Below are 15,220 nucleotides of genomic sequence, written 5' to 3'. Positions count from 1 at the left end.
GGTCCGGAGACGGGGTATCAACATATCTGGCGTTGACTTTTGGCACGCTGTTGAGTTCTCAAGGAACGGACGCTTCCTTCGGCCCCGTCTCCGGGCCCTCCGGGCGCTTCCCTTCGGTGTTTCCAACTCTATCAGGCTTTTTCCGTGTCTCTGACCGGCATCTGCGGGCACGCAGAATTCGATCCGAGAATGGATCAGGTTTGATAGGTGTGGTCGTCCTCGCCGAGTTCACGGAACTCCGTGATGCCTCGGTTGCGGACAGGGGTACGACCCTACATCGCCGCCCCGGACGAGGCAAATCGATTCCGCGGCCACACAGCCCGGTCCGGGCGCCGTCTGCGGCACGGAATCGGGTCGTCCCATGACTTAGTCTTCTGATCAGCATGTCCTCCATGACCCCTGGCGACCACGCCTGCTCAGTCTCAGCCCCTGGGAGGCTTCCCATGACCACCGTGACGTCCCCGCTCGCAGGACGTTCGATCGGACTGGCGGCGGTGCCCGACCCGGTCTTTTCCGGAGCGATGGTGGGGCCCGGGACCGCGGTCGACCCCCTGCGTGAGCCCTCGGAGGCCGTTTCGCCCGTCGACGGCATCATCGTGTCCCTCCACCCGCACGCCTTCGTCGTGGTCGACAGCGAGGGGCATGGTGTGCTGACCCATCTGGGCATCGACACCGTGCAGCTCAACGGCGAGGGCTTCGAGCTGCTGGTCAACAAGGGCGACACCGTACGGCGCGGGGAGGCCGTGGTGCGGTGGGACCCGGCGGCGGTCGAGGCTGCCGGCAAGTCTCCGGTGTGCCCGGTGGTGGCGCTCGAGGCGGCGGCCGAGGACCTCTCGGACATCGCTGACGGCACCGACGTGAAGCCTGGCGACGCTCTCTTCCGCTGGAAGTGAGCTGCGCGCCGTGTGGTCGGCGCATACGGACATCCACAGCGGCGTGACGAGTTTCGCCGCCTCAACCGGAGAAACCGGAGACGGGTGCAATGGAGACAACACTGCGAGGCGTCGGTGTGAGCCACGGGGTGGCGATCGGCGAGGTCAGGCACATGGGTACGGCGGTACTGGAGCCGCCGGCGAAGCAGATCCCCACCGAGGAGGCACCGCGTGAGCAGGGGCGCGCCCGGCAGGCGGTGGAGGCCGTCTCCGCTGACCTGGTCGCGCGCGGCAATCTGGCGGGCGGCGAAGCGCAGGCCGTGCTCGAGGCCCAGGCGATGATGGCTCAGGACCCGGAGCTGCTGGCGGACATCGAGAGCCGTATCGCTGTCGGGAGTACGGCCGAGCGGGCCGTGTACGACGCCTTCGCCTCGTACCGGGCGCTGCTGGCGGGTGCCGGGGAGTACCTGGCGGGCCGGGTCGCGGACCTGGACGACGTACGGAACCGCATCGTGGCCCGTCTGCTCGGAGTGCCGATGCCGGGGGTGCCGGACAGCGACGAGCCGTATGTACTGATCGCGCGCGATCTCGCGCCGGCGGACACCGCTCTGCTCGACCCGACGCTGGTACTCGGCTTCGTGACCGAGGAGGGCGGGCCGACCAGTCACAGCGCCATTCTCGCCCGGGCACTGGGGGTGCCGGCGGTGGTGGCGCTGCCGGGTGCGGGGGAGCTCGCCGAGGGCACGGTCATCGCCGTCGACGGCAGTACCGGTGAGATCTTCGTCGAGCCCGGGGCGGAGAAGCGCGCCGAGATGGAGGCCGCGGCCGCCGAGCGGAGGGCGGCGCTGGCAGCCTCGTCCGGCCCGGGAGCGACGTCCGATGGGCACAAGGTGCCGCTGCTGGCCAATGTCGGCGGGCCGGCCGATGTCCCGGCGGCTGTCGAGGCGGGCGCGGAGGGGGTGGGTCTGTTCCGTACCGAGTTCCTCTTCCTCGACGACAGCAAGAACGCGCCGTCGGAGGAGAAGCAGGTCGAGGCGTACCGCACCGTGCTCGAGGCGTTCCCTCAGGGCCGGGTCGTCGTGCGGGTGCTGGACGCGGGTGCGGACAAGCCGCTGGACTTCCTCACCCCCTCCGACGAGCCGAACCCGGCGCTGGGCGTGCGGGGTCTGCGCACCTTGCTGGACCACCCGGACGTGCTGCGGACGCAGCTGACCGCGCTCGCCAAGGCCGCCGAGGGCCTGCCGGTCTACCTCGAGGTGATGGCCCCGATGGTGGCCGACCGCACCGATGCCAAGGCGTTCGCCGACGCTTGTCGCGAGGCGGGTCTCCAGGCGAAGTTCGGCGCGATGGTGGAGATTCCGTCCGCCGCGCTCCGGGCGCGCTCGGTCCTTCAGGAGGTCGAGTTCCTCTCTCTGGGCACGAACGATCTCGCGCAGTACACCTTCGCCGCCGACCGCCAGGTCGGTGCCGTGTCCCGGCTGCAGGACCCGTGGCAGCCGGCGCTGCTCGACCTCGTGGCGTTCTCCGCCGAGGCGGCGAAGGCCGAGGGCAAGAGCTGTGGTGTATGCGGTGAGGCTGCCTCCGACCCGCTGCTCGCCTGCGTCCTCACCGGTCTGGGCGTGACGAGCCTGTCGATGGGCGCCGCGTCCCTTCCCTATGTGCGGGCCACCCTGGCCAAGCACACCTTCGCCCAGTGCGAGCGCGCGGCGGCGGCCGCCCGTGCGGCGGACACCGCTGACGAGGCGCGGCGAGCCGCGCAGGCGGTGCTGTCGGGAGAGTGACCTGCGCACCGGTCGGTTCCCGGCGGGTGACGCAGCAACAGGCAGCAACAGGACTACGACGGTGGTGGCCGTCCCGCCCGGTGCGGGGCGGCCACCACCGTGTTCAAGCGGCCACCGCCGTATTCAGCGGTCGTCCTCCGGCAGCGGCAGCGCGATGCCGGGGCGGTAGTCGACTCCGTGCTCGGGAGGCACCGGTTCTCCGGTGTCCGCGTCGGTGCAGTAGGCGGTGAAGACCTCCGCCTCGCTCAGGGGACGGGGCCAGCCGTCGCGAAGCGCCCAGCCCCGGACGATGTCGGTACCCGCACCCGTATCCGCGCCGGCTCGCCTCGGCGCGGGAGGGCTGCTGCGGATGACGATGCCACCACGGCTGTCGGTGGCGATTCCCGCCGCCAGGACGGTGCTGAGGAGCAGGGCTTCCGACTCCAGGAGACGCACCCGGGCACGGTCGTCGCACTCGGCGTGGCAGGTCGCGATGAGCGAGGCGGCTCCTACGGGCACGCTGCACACCACATGGTGCGTGCCGGGACCGACCGCTTCGACCAGTCCCATCAGGGCGCGGGACGCACGGGCGTACGCGGCGCGCCCCCGTCCCCGGTCGCAGTCGGGGCAGTCGTCGACGCCTGCCAGGAGTGCCGTCGCCCACTCGAACGTGGCGTGCCGCTCGGCCTCCCCGATCAGCTCGGGCACCAGGCGGTCGACCGGCTGGCCGGCGTAGGGCACCGTGGCGCCCAGGGCCGCGACGTCGGCGGTGTACCGCGTACGGCTGTCCGCCCGGTCGGGGTCGAGACGGGCGTCCTCACAGAATTCCTCGTACTCACGCGGGTCGAAGAGTGCCACCGTGGTGTGGACTCCCTGGTCCGACAGTGAGCGCAGAAGCCCCTCCATCTCCCGCAGATACCGGGTGTGGTCGTCGAAGGCGAACGTCGTATAGCGCCGCATGGCCGCGAAGTCCTCCTCGTCGGCCAGCAGGGCCACGGTGCTCGGTGCCTCCCTGCGCAGCGGGTGCGCCGTGTGTCGCGTGCTCAGCGTGTGCCCCGTGCTCGGTTGCTTGTCGCCGTACTCCGCCGGTGTCATCTCTCCCCCTCGTCACGTCCGGTCAGTGCTCACTCACCGTAACCAGGGGGTCTGACAACGGAGCGTGACGGCTACGACGCGTGGTCGCGGGCGACGCGTTCGTAGTGGCGGAGGAGTGCGATGTCGTCGACCGAGCCGGGGTTGACGGCCTTGTCGAGCGGGGTGCCCTGGAGCAGTCGTTTGACGGGGACCTCGATGCGCTTGCCGGTGAGGGTGTGGGGCACGCCGGGGACCTCGATGATCTCGTCGGGGACGTGGCGGGGCGAGAGCTGTTCGCGGATGGTTCGCTTGATGCGGTCACGGAGCGTGTCGTCGAGTGCGGCGCCTTCGGCGAGGTGGACGAAGAGCGGCATCCAGTAGCCGCCGTCCGGCTCTTCGAGGCCGATGACCAGGGACTCGCGGATTTCGGGGAGGCGTTCGACCACCTCGTAGATATCGGCCGAGCCCATACGGACCCCCTGCCGGTTGAGGGTGGAGTCGGAGCGGCCGTGGATCACGACCGTGCCCCGAGCGGTGAGGGTGATCCAGTCGCCGTGCCGCCATACGCCGGGGAACATCTCGAAGTAGCTCTCGCGGTAGCGGTGGCCGTCCGGGTCGTTCCAGAAGTGGATCGGCATGGAGGGCATGGGGTTGGTGACGACGAGTTCGCCGACCTCGTCGACCACCGGCTTGCCATGCGGGTTCCAGGCCTGGAGGTCGGTGCCGAGACAGGGGGCCTGAAGTTCGCCGGTGAAGACGGGGAGGGTGGGGACGGCTCCGGCGAAGCAGCTGCAGACGTCGGTGCCGCCGCTCACGGAGGCGATCCACAGGTTGTCGGCGACCTCGTCGTGGAGCCACCGGAAGCCGTCGGGCGGCAGCGGGGAACCGGTGGTGGCGACGCACTTCACGCGGGAGAGGTCGAAGTCCCGGCCCGGGTGCACCTCCGCTTTGCGACAGGCCATGACGTACGCGGCGGAGGTCCCGAAGAAGGTCGCTCGGGTGCGTTCGGCGACCCGCCACTGGGCGCCTGTGTCGGGGAAGCCGGGGCTGCCGTCGTACAGGACGACGGTGGAGCCCACGAGCAGGCCGGAGACGAGGAAGTTCCACATCATCCAGCCGGTGGAGGTGTACCAGAAGAAGCGGTCGCCCGCGCCGAGGTCGGTGTGGAGGCCCAGCTGCTTGAGGTGTTCGAGGAGGATGCCGCCCTGGGACTGGACGATGGCCTTGGGCAGGCCGGTGGTCCCGGAGGAGTAGAGCACCCAGAGGGGGTGGTCGAACGGGACCTGCTCGAAGGCGGGTGCCACATCGGCGGCGACCAGGTCGGCCCAGTCCAGCGCCCCCTCGGGCGCGGGGGTGCCGAGCAGCGGGATGTGCACCACGGCGCGCAGGGTGGGGAGTTCACGGCGCAGCTCGGCGACGGTCTCGCCGCGGTCGTGCTCCTTGCCGCCGTAGCGGTAGCCGTCGACGGCGAAGAGGATCACCGGCTCGACCTGCTGGAAGCGGTCGAGGACGCTGCGGGCGCCGAAGTCGGGGGCGCAGGAGGTCCAGACGGCGCCGACGGCGGCGGTGGAGAGAAAGGCGACGACGGCCTGGGGGACGTTGGGGAGGTAGCCGCTGACGCGGTCGCCGGGACGGACGCCGAGGCGGCGCAGTGCGGCGGCGGCGGAGCCGACCTGCCGCCGCAGTTCGCCCCAGGTCACCGGCTGCGGGTCGTGCGTCTCGTCGACGTGGAGCAGCGCGGGGCTGTCGGCGCGGGCCGGGTCCTCGGCGGCGCGCAGGGCGTGCTCCGCGTAGTTGAGGGTGGCGCCGGGGAACCAGCGGGCGCCGGGCATCGCCGGGGCGGCGAGCACCCGCTCGTACGGGCTGCCGAAGCGCACCTCGAACCACTCGGCCACGGCCTGCCAGAAGGGTTCGAGCTGCTCGACCGACCAGCGGTGGAGAGCGGTGTAGCCGGCAGCCGGGTCGCCGGGCACGGTTCGCGGGGCGCCGTACCGGTCGGCGGCCCACTCCTGGAAGGCGGTGATCTGCGCCCCGGCGATGCGATCGGCTCCCGGCCGCCACAGCGCCTCCGGCTGCGGTGGGGGCGTCGGTGCGGTGTTCGCTGAGGTCATGGCACGGCTCCCGGGCTGGACGCGTGGTCTGCGTCGCATGGTCTGCTGGGCTGCGGCGGTCTGCTCGGTGGGCGCCGGGTGTCGGCGCCGGGTGGGGCGCCGGGTGTCGGCGTCGCTTGGTGGTCGGTCTGCGTCGGTCTGCGCTGTTCGGTCCGCTCGTCTGCGTCGGTCTGCTTCGGTGGTCGGCGTCGCTGCGCTTCACGGGCATCGGGTTCCCCGGTTCGGCGGGTGGTCGTGCTCGTAGCGCGGCTGAGCAGGACGATGCCACGTGATCGACTCCGGCACCAGGGTGGGCCCCCCGCATGAGGGGAGGAAGGGTGCGCCCACTACGGGTGAACGACAGTTGAACGCGCCTCGTACCGCGGGTCGTCAATGGCAGGGTGAACAGCATGGATGCGCGGGATCTGGTGCGGTCGGTGAAGGCGGTCGGTACGGCGCAAGGGCTGCGCTCCGTACGGTCGGCGTGGCGGCGGCAGCGTGCCGATGCGGCCGGGTTGCCGAGACGGGGCGCGGAGCGGGCGCGTGTGCCGGGCCTCGCGCAGAGTGCGGAGCCACAGCCCGGGGGCGGCGTGGTGCGGTTCGCCCGCTCCTCGCTCCGGGTGAGGGTGACCGCGGGCGGCGCCGTCTTCTGCGGCTGGGACGATGCGGAGCCGGAGCCCTCGTACGCGCTGGCGGGCGGCTGCCCGGACGCCGACGTACGCGCGGCGCTGGAGCCGGACAAGGACGGCGGCTGGCGCGTCGTCTCGGAGCGGGTGACCGTGGTGGTGTCCCGGCACGGGATGGTGGAGATCCGTACGCCGGGCGGTGTGGTCCTCCGGCGAGACCTGCCCCCGCGCTGGTGGGATCCCGTCTCCGGAGCGGAGGGGACCGGTGCGCGCTGGGTACAGCGGTTCGAGGTGGCGGCCGACGCGCGCTTCTTCGGACTCGGCGGGCGGAGCTCGGGCCCCCGCCTGCGGGACGGTTCGTACCGTCTGTGGAACACCGATCCGGGCGGCGCGTTCGAGCCCGGGGACGACCCGCTGTACATCACGATGCCGGTGCAGATGGTCGTCGCGGACGCCGGGACTCATCTGGTGTTCCACGACAATCCCTGGGACGGCCGGGTGCGGCTCCGCGAGGGTGAGGAGGGCGCCGGATCCGGGCACGACCGCCCCGGCTCCTGCGAACTGCGGTTCGACGGCGGGCCGCTCCGTTCCTGGACCGTGGTCGGCAGCCCCGCCCGTGCACTGCACGGTTGGGCGGCACTCACGGGCGCGCCCGCGATCCCCCCGAGCTGGGCGCTCGGTCATCACCACGCGCGCTGGGGCTTCGGCAGCGCGGAGGAGGTCCGGCGCGTGGTGGCGGGCTATCGCGAGCGCGGGTTGCCGCTCTCCGCCGTGCACCTGGACATCGACCACTACCGCGGGCACCGGATCTTCACGGTGGACACAGAGCGCTTTCCCGATCTGCCGGGGCTGGCCCGGGAGCTGCGCGCGGACGGGGTGCGGCTGGTGTCGATCGTCGATCCGGCGGTGAAGGCGGAGTCCGGCAATCCGGTGTACGACAGCGGGAGCGCCGCGGACGTCTTCGTACGGGACGCGCGGGGCGCGGAGGTGCGCGGGGAGGTCTGGCCCGGGGAGTCGGTCTTCCCCGACTTCACCGATCCACGGGCGAGGAAGTGGTGGGGCGACCTGTACACGGAGCGTTCGGCACAGGGCTTCTCCGGGTTCTGGCACGACATGAACGAGCCGGTGTCCTTCGCGGCCTTCGGCGACCCGACCCTTCCGCGTTCGGCCCGGCACGCTCTGGAGGGGCGGGGCGGCGACCACCGGGAGGCGCACAACGTCTACGGGCTGGAAATGGCCAGAGCCGGGTACGACGGTCTGTGCGAACTGCGACCGGAGGAGCGCCCGTTCCTCTTCTCCCGCTCGGGGTGGGCGGGTATGCAGAGGTACGGGGGCAGCTGGTCCGGCGACGTGTGCACCGGCTGGCCGGGGCTGCGGGCCTCGCTGGCGCTGGTGCTGGGGCTGGGACTGAGCGGAGTGCCCTATTCCGGTCCGGATGTCGGCGGTTTCAGCGGCTCTCCGTCACCGGAGCTGTATGTGCGCTGGTTCCAGCTCGGCGCCTGGCTGCCGCTGTTCCGTACGCACTCGGCGATCTCCGCCGGGCGGCGGGAGCCGTGGGAGTTCGGCCCGCGGGCGCTGGACCACGCGCGCGAGGCGCTGCGCGAACGGGAGCGGCTCCGGCCGTACTTCGTCACCCTGTCCCATCTGGCACACCGTACGGGCGCACCGTATGCGCGTCCGGTGTGGTGGTCCTCCCCGGGGGACCGGGCACTGCGTGACTGCGAGGACGAGTTTCTGCTGGGCAATGCGCTGCTCGTCGCCCCGGTGCTGGAGCGCGGCGCGACCCGGCGGGCGGTGCGGCTGCCGCGCGGGCGGTGGTACGACACGGCATCCGGTGAGGCGTACGACGGCCCGGGGCAGGTGTTGCTGGACGCACCGCTGTCACGGATTCCGGTTCTGGCGCGGGCGGGCTCGGTGCTGCCTGTCATGGGAGAGGACGGCCGGGTGGAGCTGGAGGTATGGCCGCCCGCGCCCGGGCGCTCGGGCGGCGGGCTGGTCGTCGTCGACGCCGGTGACGGCTGGGAGCATCCGCCGGTCGAGCGGTTCGTGTCACGGTGGGAGGACGACCGGGTCGTGGTGGAGCGGGCCGGGGGCGGAGAGGTCGGCTATCCGGTGCGCGTGCGCGGACGGGTGGGCTGAGCGGCGCACCGGAGGCGGGACTCAGCGCGGCTTCTCCTGGGACTGAGCGCGCAGCAGGCCGTCGTACCGCCCGGCGAACCATGCCCGCGCGGCCAGGGTGTGCAGAGGAAAGGCCAGTTCGACCGGCTTCTCCAGGATCTCCCACCCTTCCGTCTCATCCGTGTGCCGCGACGGCGGGAGGCTGTCCGCCGTACGTTCGGGCAGCAGGCCGAAGACCAGCAGATGGCCCGCGGGCGAGCTGAGCACGTCGGTGAGGCTCACATGTCCGGCCGCGGCGGTGATGCCGGTCTCCTCGGCGAGCTCGCGTACCAGGGCGTCGCGCCAGTCCTCCCCGTGGTCGATGAACCCGCCGGGCAGGGCGATCCGACCGCGGCGGGGTTCGATGGTGCGGCGGACGACCGTGAGGCCGGTGCCGTGGGCGTGCCGGACGGGCAGCAGCGCAACGGCGACCGGCAGCGGGTTGCGGTAGACGGTGCCGCCGCACTCCGGACAGTGCCGCGGCCAGCCGGTGTCGGGCGGGTACGCGGCGCCGCAGTACGAGCAGTGGGAGAAGGGTTCCGGGCCGGTCACGCGCGGACTGTATCCCATGGCGCTTCGCACCAGGACCGCTTCCCGCGGCGCCGCCCACCTGGTAGATCCAGGAGGCATGCCAGGACTTGCCGCCGCACTGCGCGCCCTCACCCTGTCCGCCGCCGTGCTCGTCGCCGCCACGGCCGCTCCCGACGTGGCACGGGCCCGGCCGGAGCCACAGGCCCCCAAGGAGTTCGTCGCCCTCCGGGACGTCGACCCGACCATCCTTCAGGACATCCGCTATGTGACGCCGCACAACTTCGTCGGCGAGCGCATCGACGGCTACCGGAGGCCGCTGTGCATCCTCACGGCCCCTGCGGCGAAGGCCCTCCACCGGGCGCAGAAGAAGCTGCTGCGCAAGGGCTACGCACTCAAGGTGTACGACTGCTACCGGCCGCAGCGGGCCGTTGACCACTTCGTCGAGTGGGCCGAGGACCTGGACGACCAGTCGATGAAGGGTGAGTTCTATCCGAAGGTCGACAAGACGCGCCTGTTCGAGGACGGTTACATCGCGGAGAAGTCCGGGCACAGCCGCGGCAGCACCGTCGATCTGACGATGGTGAAGCTGCCGGCCCGGCCGACCCGCCCGTACGAGCCCGGCGAGCCGCTGGTGCCCTGTTACGCGCCTCGTGCCGAGCGGTTCCCCGACAACTCCGTCGACATGGGGACGGGTTTCGACTGCTTCGACACGCTCTCCCACACCCTGGATCCCCGCATCCACGGCAGGCAGCGTGCGAACCGGCTGCTGCTCAAGGAGACCCTGGAGGGGCAGGGGTTCGTCAACCTCCCCGAGGAGTGGTGGCACTTCACGTACAAGCCGGAGCTCTTCCCCGACACCTCCTTCGACTTCCTCGTCCACCGGAGGTCTCTGACATCCCATCGGTGAGGCTGCCGTGACGGTGCCCTCGCTCGGGCCACTCGGGCCGACACCCCGCAACCGGGCTCCGAGTCTTCTCGGCTAGTCTCCGGCCGGTCGCCGTGCCGGACCCGGACGCGCTGTACCAGGGGCTCGTGCACCACACCCCACCCCCGGAGGAGCGCATGGACCAGAGCAGTTGGAGCACTGTCCGCCGGCTCGTGGAATGGCTGGACGAGGAGAGCCAGGCGCCCGCGGAGATGGCGCGCCTGCTTCGCGTCCTGAAGATCAGCGAGGAGGCCGGGGAGGTCGCCGAGGCGCTGCACGGTGTCATGGGGTCGAATCCGCGTAAGGGCCTCAGCCACACGTGGGAGGACGTACAGAACGAGCTGTGCGACGTGATCCTCACGGGCATGGTCGCCCTCCGGACTCTCACCCCGGATGCGCAGAAGGTCTTCGAACGCCGCATGGCACAGATCGCCGAGCGGTCCCTGACCACGTGAGCGGTCCGCCCGCGAACGGTGGGGAGCGCTGCGCAGAAGCCGGGAACGCCGGTTGGGCGGGACCCGCACCAACCGGGGATGGCTCCACGGTTCTTGCTAGGGTGCCGCTCATGGATGCCGGGGACGAGAGGCAGACGCCGCTGCGGCGGGACGCCCAGCGCAACCGGGACCTGCTGATCGCAGCGGCCCGGGAGATCTACTCCGAACAGGGTGTGGACGCGCCGCTGGACGACATCGCCCGCCGGGCCGGTGTCGGCAACGCCACGCTCTACCGGCGCTTCCCCACCCGTGCGGCGCTCATCGAGGCGGTCTTCCACGATTCCCTCACCGCGACCCTGCGGGTGGGCGAGGAAGCCCGGCTGGCCGAGGACGCCTGGAGCGGGCTCCGGGATTATCTGGAGCACATCTTCCAGGGGCTGGCCGCGGACCGGGGCGCCAATGACCTGATGACGACCGGTATCGAGGGCATCCCCTCACTCGAAGCGCTCAAGGCCCACCATCACGAGACGGTCGGCCTCCTCCTCCGCCGCGCCCAGGAGCAGGGGGCGATACGGGACGACATCGTCACCGAGGACCTTCTCTTCTCCCTGGCCGCCCTCGGCAGGGTGGTCCCGGCCTCCGCCGCCGTCGTACCCGATGCCTGGCGCCGCTACCTCGCTCTCCTCCTCGACGGCTTCCGCACCGACGCCGCAGCCCCCCTTCCGGCGCCTCCGCTCACTCCGCAGCAGCTGGGCGGGGTCCTGCTCCGGCTCGGTCCGAGCGGGACGGGCCGGTAGCCGTCGTACGCCGCTGCCCCGCCCGCACAGGGGCTCCCCCGCCTCCGCGCACCGCATTACGGTGGCAGGCATGACTCAACAGACGTTCACATCGTACGAGGAGTTCTGGCCGTACTACGTGGCCATGCACGCGAAGGCGGCCACGCGGTGGATCCATCTGGCGGGCACCCTGACCGGGCTCGCGCTGAGCACGTACGGGCTGGTCAGCGGCCGCAAACGCTACCTCGCCGGGCTGCCGGTCATCGGCTACGGCACCGCCTGGCCCGCGCACTTCCTCATCGAGAAGAACAACCCCGCGACCTTCGGGCACCCCGCCTGGTCGCTGCGCGGCGACGCGCAGATGATCCGCATGATGCTCGCGGGCCGCGATGACGAGTTGGCCGAGACCGCTGCCAAGTGGCTCGCCGAGAACGCCTGAGACATGACATATTTCTGACATACCGTCAGTTCTGCTGGGTGCGTGGGGAGGCACGGTGTCGCGCACCCGCGGGCCCGTGGTGGCCGGTTGGTTCAGCGGTGGCCCCGAGGGGTCGTCGTGGTCCGCTGAGGTACGCCCCGCGGGCACCGGGTTCCGCGCGGTCGGGCCGGTAACCACAAGGCGCCGTCAGCGGACGAAGCCGTAGCCATTCCCCGGCAGGTGCAGGACTGGTGGACGGCCGTACGGCAGGTGCCCACCACCCCTGCCGGGCGCCGCCGGTCTGCCGCCGGTGCCTACGCTCCGGAAGGGAGCGTGAACTCCGCGTGAACCACGCGCCCGCGCACACCACATGCGGCCATCATGCTGCTGTGCCCTCCTGGACGGACCATCTCCGCTTCGCCTTCCAGCCGGTCGTGAACCTCACGACCGGCTCCGTGACGGCCATGGAGTTACTCGCCCGGCCGGAGCGGGGCGACGTACTGGCCCAGGCACGCCGCAGCCCCGAACTCGACGGCGAACTGGCCGCCCTCGCCGTACGGTCGGCGGCGCGGCGGGAGACGCTGCTGCCGCTGCACGTCAACGTGTTCGCAGGCACGGCCGCGGATCTCGGCGGGCTCGCGTCCCTCGGCAAGGCCGTACGCGAGGCGGGGCGGCGGCCCTGGGAGGTGACGGTCGACCTGGTGCCGCCCTTCACTCATGTGCCCCGGCCGGCGCTGCTCTCGGCGGTGGCCGCGCTGCGCGACGACGGCTTCCGGATCAGCGCGGACGGGGTCGGCGACGGTGACGTACCGCTGCGGCTCCTCGCCGCACTGGACCCGGACCTCATCAAGGTCGACGGAACGGTCGTGACGAGGATGCCGGATGATCCCGGCTGCCGGGGCGTCGTCGCCGGGCTGCGCCGGTTCTGCGACGACACGGGCGGGCAACTCGCCGTCGAGGGCGTGGAGACCGAGTTGCAGTGTGCGGCGGCGCGCGAGGCCGGCGCACAGCTGGCCCAGGGCAACCTCTTCGGGCCCGCGGCGCGCCTGCCCGCCGCCGATGTGTACCGTCCCGCCGCGCCGATGGCCACCCCGGCGGGGCCCTCCGGGCGTACCGGCCCCCCGGTGCTGGACTTCGTACAGCCCGCCGCGCTGCTCCCGGTGACCGCTTCCGCCGAGGACGTACGGGCGCTGCTCACCGGCTCCCCCGCCGTGTCCGGCGTGGTGCTGGTCGACACCGCGGGAGTGCCCGTACGGGCGGTGGACCGCGACCGCTTCCTCCTGTCGCTCTCCGGCCGGTACGGGCACGCCCTGTACGCGGACCGCCCCGCGGTGCGCCTCGCCGACCTCCCCCGGACGGTTGGTGAGCACGCCACGGCCTGGGAGGTGCTGGATGTCATGGCGGCCGACCACCGCAGCCGCACCGGTGACGATGTGACGGTCGTCGACGACCGGGGCCGCTGCGTGGGCGTGGTGCACTTGGCCGATATCGTCCGGGCGCTCGCGGAGAGCCGTGTGGAGGAGGCGGCCCGGCTCAACCCGCTGACCCGGCTCCCGGGCTCGGACACGGTCAACGCCGAGGTGGACCGCCGGATCGCGGACGGCCGGGAGTTCGCCCTGAGCTGGCTGGACGTGGACGGTTTCAAACAGATCAACGACGGCGCGGGGTTCGCCGCGGGCGACGAGCTGATCCGTGCGGTGGGACGTACGCTCGCGGAGGCCGCCGCCGGGCAGTCCGGTGCCCGCGTCGGGCACATCGGCGGGGACGACTTCCTGCTGCTGGCCGACCCGTCGGGGCTCGAGCCGCTGGCCTCCGCCGTGCTGGACACCCCTTGGTCGGCGGGCGGGATCCCGGCCACCCTGTCGCTCGCCACGGTGCTGTGCCCGCCGGGCAGCGTGGCCGACCACCACCAGGCCGCCGCCTGTCTGGCCCCGCTGAAGAAGTCGGCGAAGAGGCTGCGCGGGGCCAGTTGGGTCCTGGGACGGCCCGGGTCCGCACGGCAGGAGGTACGGCGCGGGAACGCCCTGCGCGTACCGGAGCCCGGCGGTCCGGGCGGCGCCGTCCGGGGGGTGCCTGCCCCCGGTTAGCCGTTGCTGCCCGCGACCTTGACGCTCCCACAGCACCAGTGAACACTTCCGGATGTCAGTCGGCACCGGCATCGGCATCGCCGCACGTCGGCCACCGGCCGTGCAGATCTCTGCCGGGCCGGCGGGCGCCGCCCCCTGGGCGGTTCCGCCGTACCGGCACGCTCGTCGCGGACGCCGCGCGGGGAACGGCAACGCCCTGCCACCGCACTCCGCTTGCATGGGAAGACCCACCCTGCACGCAGGACCGGGGCCGCGTGCCCCGGCGAGTCCTAGGAGCCGCTATGGAATTCTCCCCTGGGGACATCTTCATCGGTGAGGTCATCGGCACCGCGATTCTGATTCTGTTCGGCGCCGGTGTCTGCGCCGCCGTCACACTGAGCGGCTCGAAGGCGAGAGCCTCGGGGTGGATCGTCATCGCCTTCGGCTGGGGCTTCGGAGTCCTGGCCGGTGCGTACACGGCCGGACCGCTCTCCGGCGGCCAGCTGAACCCCGCTGTCACGGTGGGCATTGCCGTCGACACCGGTGAGTGGGGCGATGTGCCGTTCTACCTTCTCGGGCAGATGGTCGGCGCGGCCCTCGGCGCCGTGCTCGCCTGGCTCGCCTACTACGCGCAGTTCGGTGCCAACAAGGAGCCCACGCTGGGGATCTTCTCCACCATCCCGGAGATCCGCAATCCGGTCGCCAACCTCGTCACGGAGATCATCGCCACGGTGGGTCTGGTGCTGCCGGTCCTGGCCTTCGGGCTGACCGAGGGGCTCGGCCGGTCGGGCGTCCAGACACTGATCGTCGCGTTCCTCGTGGTCGGCATCGGCCTCTCGCTCGGCGGGCCGACGGGGTACGCCATCAACCCGGCCCGCGACCTCGGCCCGCGTATCGTCCACGCCCTGCTCCCGATCCCCAATAAGGGCACCTCGGACTGGAATTACTCGTGGGTTCCGGTGGCGGGCCCCCTGATCGGGGCCGTGCTGTCCGGGCTGATCTTCAACGCGGCCTTCTGAGAGGGGGTCGCCGACCACCGCGGCTGCCCGGACCGGCGCAGTCTCCCGTACCCCTGCGGTTGCCCGGACCGCCGCAGTCCCACGAGCCGGCCGGATTCACGAGCGGCGGCTTTCAGAGCCCCACGGTTCTTCCCTTCCGGGCCGGGCCGGACCGGCCTCCCGCCGGCGCGGTCCTACGAGCCACGCCGCCCTCCCAGCCCTCCCAGCCCTCCGAGTCAGGAGACGTCCATGACGGACTTATTCGTCGCCGCGATCGACCAGGGCACCACATCCAGCCGCTGCATCATCTTCGACCAGGGCGGCGGAATCGTCGCCGTCGACCAGCGCGAGCACCGACAGATCTTTCCCAAGCCGGGCTGGGTGGAGCACGACGCCACCGAGATCTGGTCCAAGGTGCAGGCCGTCGTCGCGGGCGCATTGGCCAAGGCCGGGCTGCGCGCCGAGCAGCTGAGCGCGCTCGGCATCACCAACC

13 protein-coding genes are annotated in these 15,220 nt (G+C 71.8%); 10 read left to right on the top strand and 3 right to left on the bottom strand.

Annotated features, from left to right (window positions below; all coding sequences use genetic code 11):
- Nucleotides 1–443: 443 nt before the first annotated feature.
- Both ACTWQE_RS30780 and ptsP read left to right on the top strand, forming a co-directional pair.
- Complete coding sequence (locus ACTWQE_RS30780; protein ID WP_443332370.1) at nt 444–893, top strand: PTS sugar transporter subunit IIA; 450 nt, start codon at nt 444–446, stop codon at nt 891–893.
- A gap of 89 nt (nt 894–982) precedes the next feature.
- Nucleotides 983–2,653 carry a phosphoenolpyruvate--protein phosphotransferase gene (gene ptsP, locus ACTWQE_RS30775; protein WP_443332369.1) on the top strand — a complete coding sequence of 557 codons (1,671 nt, stop codon included), beginning with the start codon at nt 983–985 and terminating at the stop codon, nt 2,651–2,653.
- Between the two features lie 123 nt (nt 2,654–2,776).
- On the opposite strand, the gene ACTWQE_RS30770 is transcribed toward ptsP, so the two are convergent.
- Nucleotides 2,777–3,727, bottom strand: a complete 951-nt coding sequence (locus tag ACTWQE_RS30770; RefSeq protein WP_443332368.1) for a hypothetical protein — start codon at nt 3,725–3,727, stop codon at nt 2,777–2,779.
- Between the two features lie 71 nt (nt 3,728–3,798).
- A complete protein-coding gene (locus tag ACTWQE_RS30765) occupies nt 3,799–5,817 on the bottom strand; it encodes an acetoacetate--CoA ligase (protein ID WP_443332367.1) in 2,019 nt (672 codons plus the stop codon).
- Between the two features lie 389 nt (nt 5,818–6,206).
- Here ACTWQE_RS30765 and ACTWQE_RS30760 point away from each other — a divergent pair, with 389 nt between their 5' ends.
- Nucleotides 6,207–8,561 (top strand): glycoside hydrolase family 31 protein, encoded by a 2,355-nt coding sequence (locus ACTWQE_RS30760; RefSeq protein WP_443332366.1) that lies wholly within the window; start codon nt 6,207–6,209, stop codon nt 8,559–8,561.
- A gap of 21 nt (nt 8,562–8,582) precedes the next feature.
- On the opposite strand, the gene ACTWQE_RS30755 is transcribed toward ACTWQE_RS30760, so the two are convergent.
- Nucleotides 8,583–9,149 carry an NUDIX domain-containing protein gene (locus ACTWQE_RS30755; protein ID WP_443332365.1) on the bottom strand — a complete coding sequence of 189 codons (567 nt, stop codon included), beginning with the start codon at nt 9,147–9,149 and terminating at the stop codon, nt 8,583–8,585.
- A gap of 58 nt (nt 9,150–9,207) precedes the next feature.
- Here ACTWQE_RS30755 and ACTWQE_RS30750 point away from each other — a divergent pair, with 58 nt between their 5' ends.
- From ACTWQE_RS30750 to ACTWQE_RS30720, 7 genes are all read left to right on the top strand, one after another.
- Nucleotides 9,208–10,017: a M15 family metallopeptidase gene (locus ACTWQE_RS30750; protein ID WP_443332364.1), complete on the top strand. Its 810-nt coding sequence runs from the start codon at nt 9,208–9,210 to the stop codon at nt 10,015–10,017.
- 155 nt (nt 10,018–10,172) lie between these two features.
- Nucleotides 10,173–10,490: a MazG-like family protein gene (locus ACTWQE_RS30745; protein ID WP_443332363.1), complete on the top strand. Its 318-nt coding sequence runs from the start codon at nt 10,173–10,175 to the stop codon at nt 10,488–10,490.
- Between the two features lie 110 nt (nt 10,491–10,600).
- The gene (locus tag ACTWQE_RS30740; RefSeq protein WP_443332362.1) at nt 10,601–11,266 is read left to right on the top strand and encodes a TetR/AcrR family transcriptional regulator; all 666 of its coding nucleotides are present in this window, start codon (nt 10,601–10,603) and stop codon (nt 11,264–11,266) included.
- Nucleotides 11,267–11,336: 70 nt separating this feature from the next.
- Nucleotides 11,337–11,684 carry an Mpo1-like protein gene (locus tag ACTWQE_RS30735; RefSeq protein WP_443332361.1) on the top strand — a complete coding sequence of 116 codons (348 nt, stop codon included), beginning with the start codon at nt 11,337–11,339 and terminating at the stop codon, nt 11,682–11,684.
- Between the two features lie 368 nt (nt 11,685–12,052).
- The gene (locus tag ACTWQE_RS30730) at nt 12,053–13,750 is read left to right on the top strand and encodes a GGDEF domain-containing protein (protein ID WP_443332360.1); all 1,698 of its coding nucleotides are present in this window, start codon (nt 12,053–12,055) and stop codon (nt 13,748–13,750) included.
- 281 nt (nt 13,751–14,031) lie between these two features.
- The gene (locus ACTWQE_RS30725; RefSeq protein ID WP_443332359.1) at nt 14,032–14,748 is read left to right on the top strand and encodes an MIP/aquaporin family protein; all 717 of its coding nucleotides are present in this window, start codon (nt 14,032–14,034) and stop codon (nt 14,746–14,748) included.
- Between the two features lie 228 nt (nt 14,749–14,976).
- A partial coding sequence (locus ACTWQE_RS30720; protein ID WP_443332358.1) for an FGGY family carbohydrate kinase occupies nt 14,977–15,220 on the top strand: 244 nt, incomplete at its 3' end.

It is taken from the genome of Streptomyces sp. 8N706, assembly GCF_052245415.1.
GTDB lineage: Bacteria > Actinomycetota > Actinomycetes > Streptomycetales > Streptomycetaceae > Streptomyces.
Note: the sequence above shows the minus strand (reverse complement) of the source record. Positions and strands in the feature narration are given on the sequence as shown.

Bases quoted from the DNA above. Each gene is read 5' to 3' on its own strand.
- ACTWQE_RS30740 (WP_443332362.1), top strand. From the start codon at position 10,601: ATGGATGCCGGGGACGAGAGGCAGACGCCGCTGCGGCGGGACGCCCAG.
- ACTWQE_RS30780 (WP_443332370.1), top strand. From the start codon at position 444: ATGACCACCGTGACGTCCCCGCTCGCAGGACGTTCGATCGGACTGGCG.
- ACTWQE_RS30755 (WP_443332365.1), bottom strand. From the start codon at position 9,149: ATGGGATACAGTCCGCGCGTGACCGGCCCGGAACCCTTCTCCCACTGC.
- ACTWQE_RS30750 (WP_443332364.1), top strand. From the start codon at position 9,208: ATGCCAGGACTTGCCGCCGCACTGCGCGCCCTCACCCTGTCCGCCGCC.
- ACTWQE_RS30765 (WP_443332367.1), bottom strand. From the start codon at position 5,817: ATGACCTCAGCGAACACCGCACCGACGCCCCCACCGCAGCCGGAGGCG.
- ACTWQE_RS30770 (WP_443332368.1), bottom strand. From the start codon at position 3,727: ATGACACCGGCGGAGTACGGCGACAAGCAACCGAGCACGGGGCACACG.
- ACTWQE_RS30735 (WP_443332361.1), top strand. From the start codon at position 11,337: ATGACTCAACAGACGTTCACATCGTACGAGGAGTTCTGGCCGTACTAC.
- ACTWQE_RS30725 (WP_443332359.1), top strand. From the start codon at position 14,032: ATGGAATTCTCCCCTGGGGACATCTTCATCGGTGAGGTCATCGGCACC.
- ptsP (WP_443332369.1), top strand. From the start codon at position 983: ATGGAGACAACACTGCGAGGCGTCGGTGTGAGCCACGGGGTGGCGATC.
- ACTWQE_RS30760 (WP_443332366.1), top strand. From the start codon at position 6,207: ATGGATGCGCGGGATCTGGTGCGGTCGGTGAAGGCGGTCGGTACGGCG.
- ACTWQE_RS30745 (WP_443332363.1), top strand. From the start codon at position 10,173: ATGGACCAGAGCAGTTGGAGCACTGTCCGCCGGCTCGTGGAATGGCTG.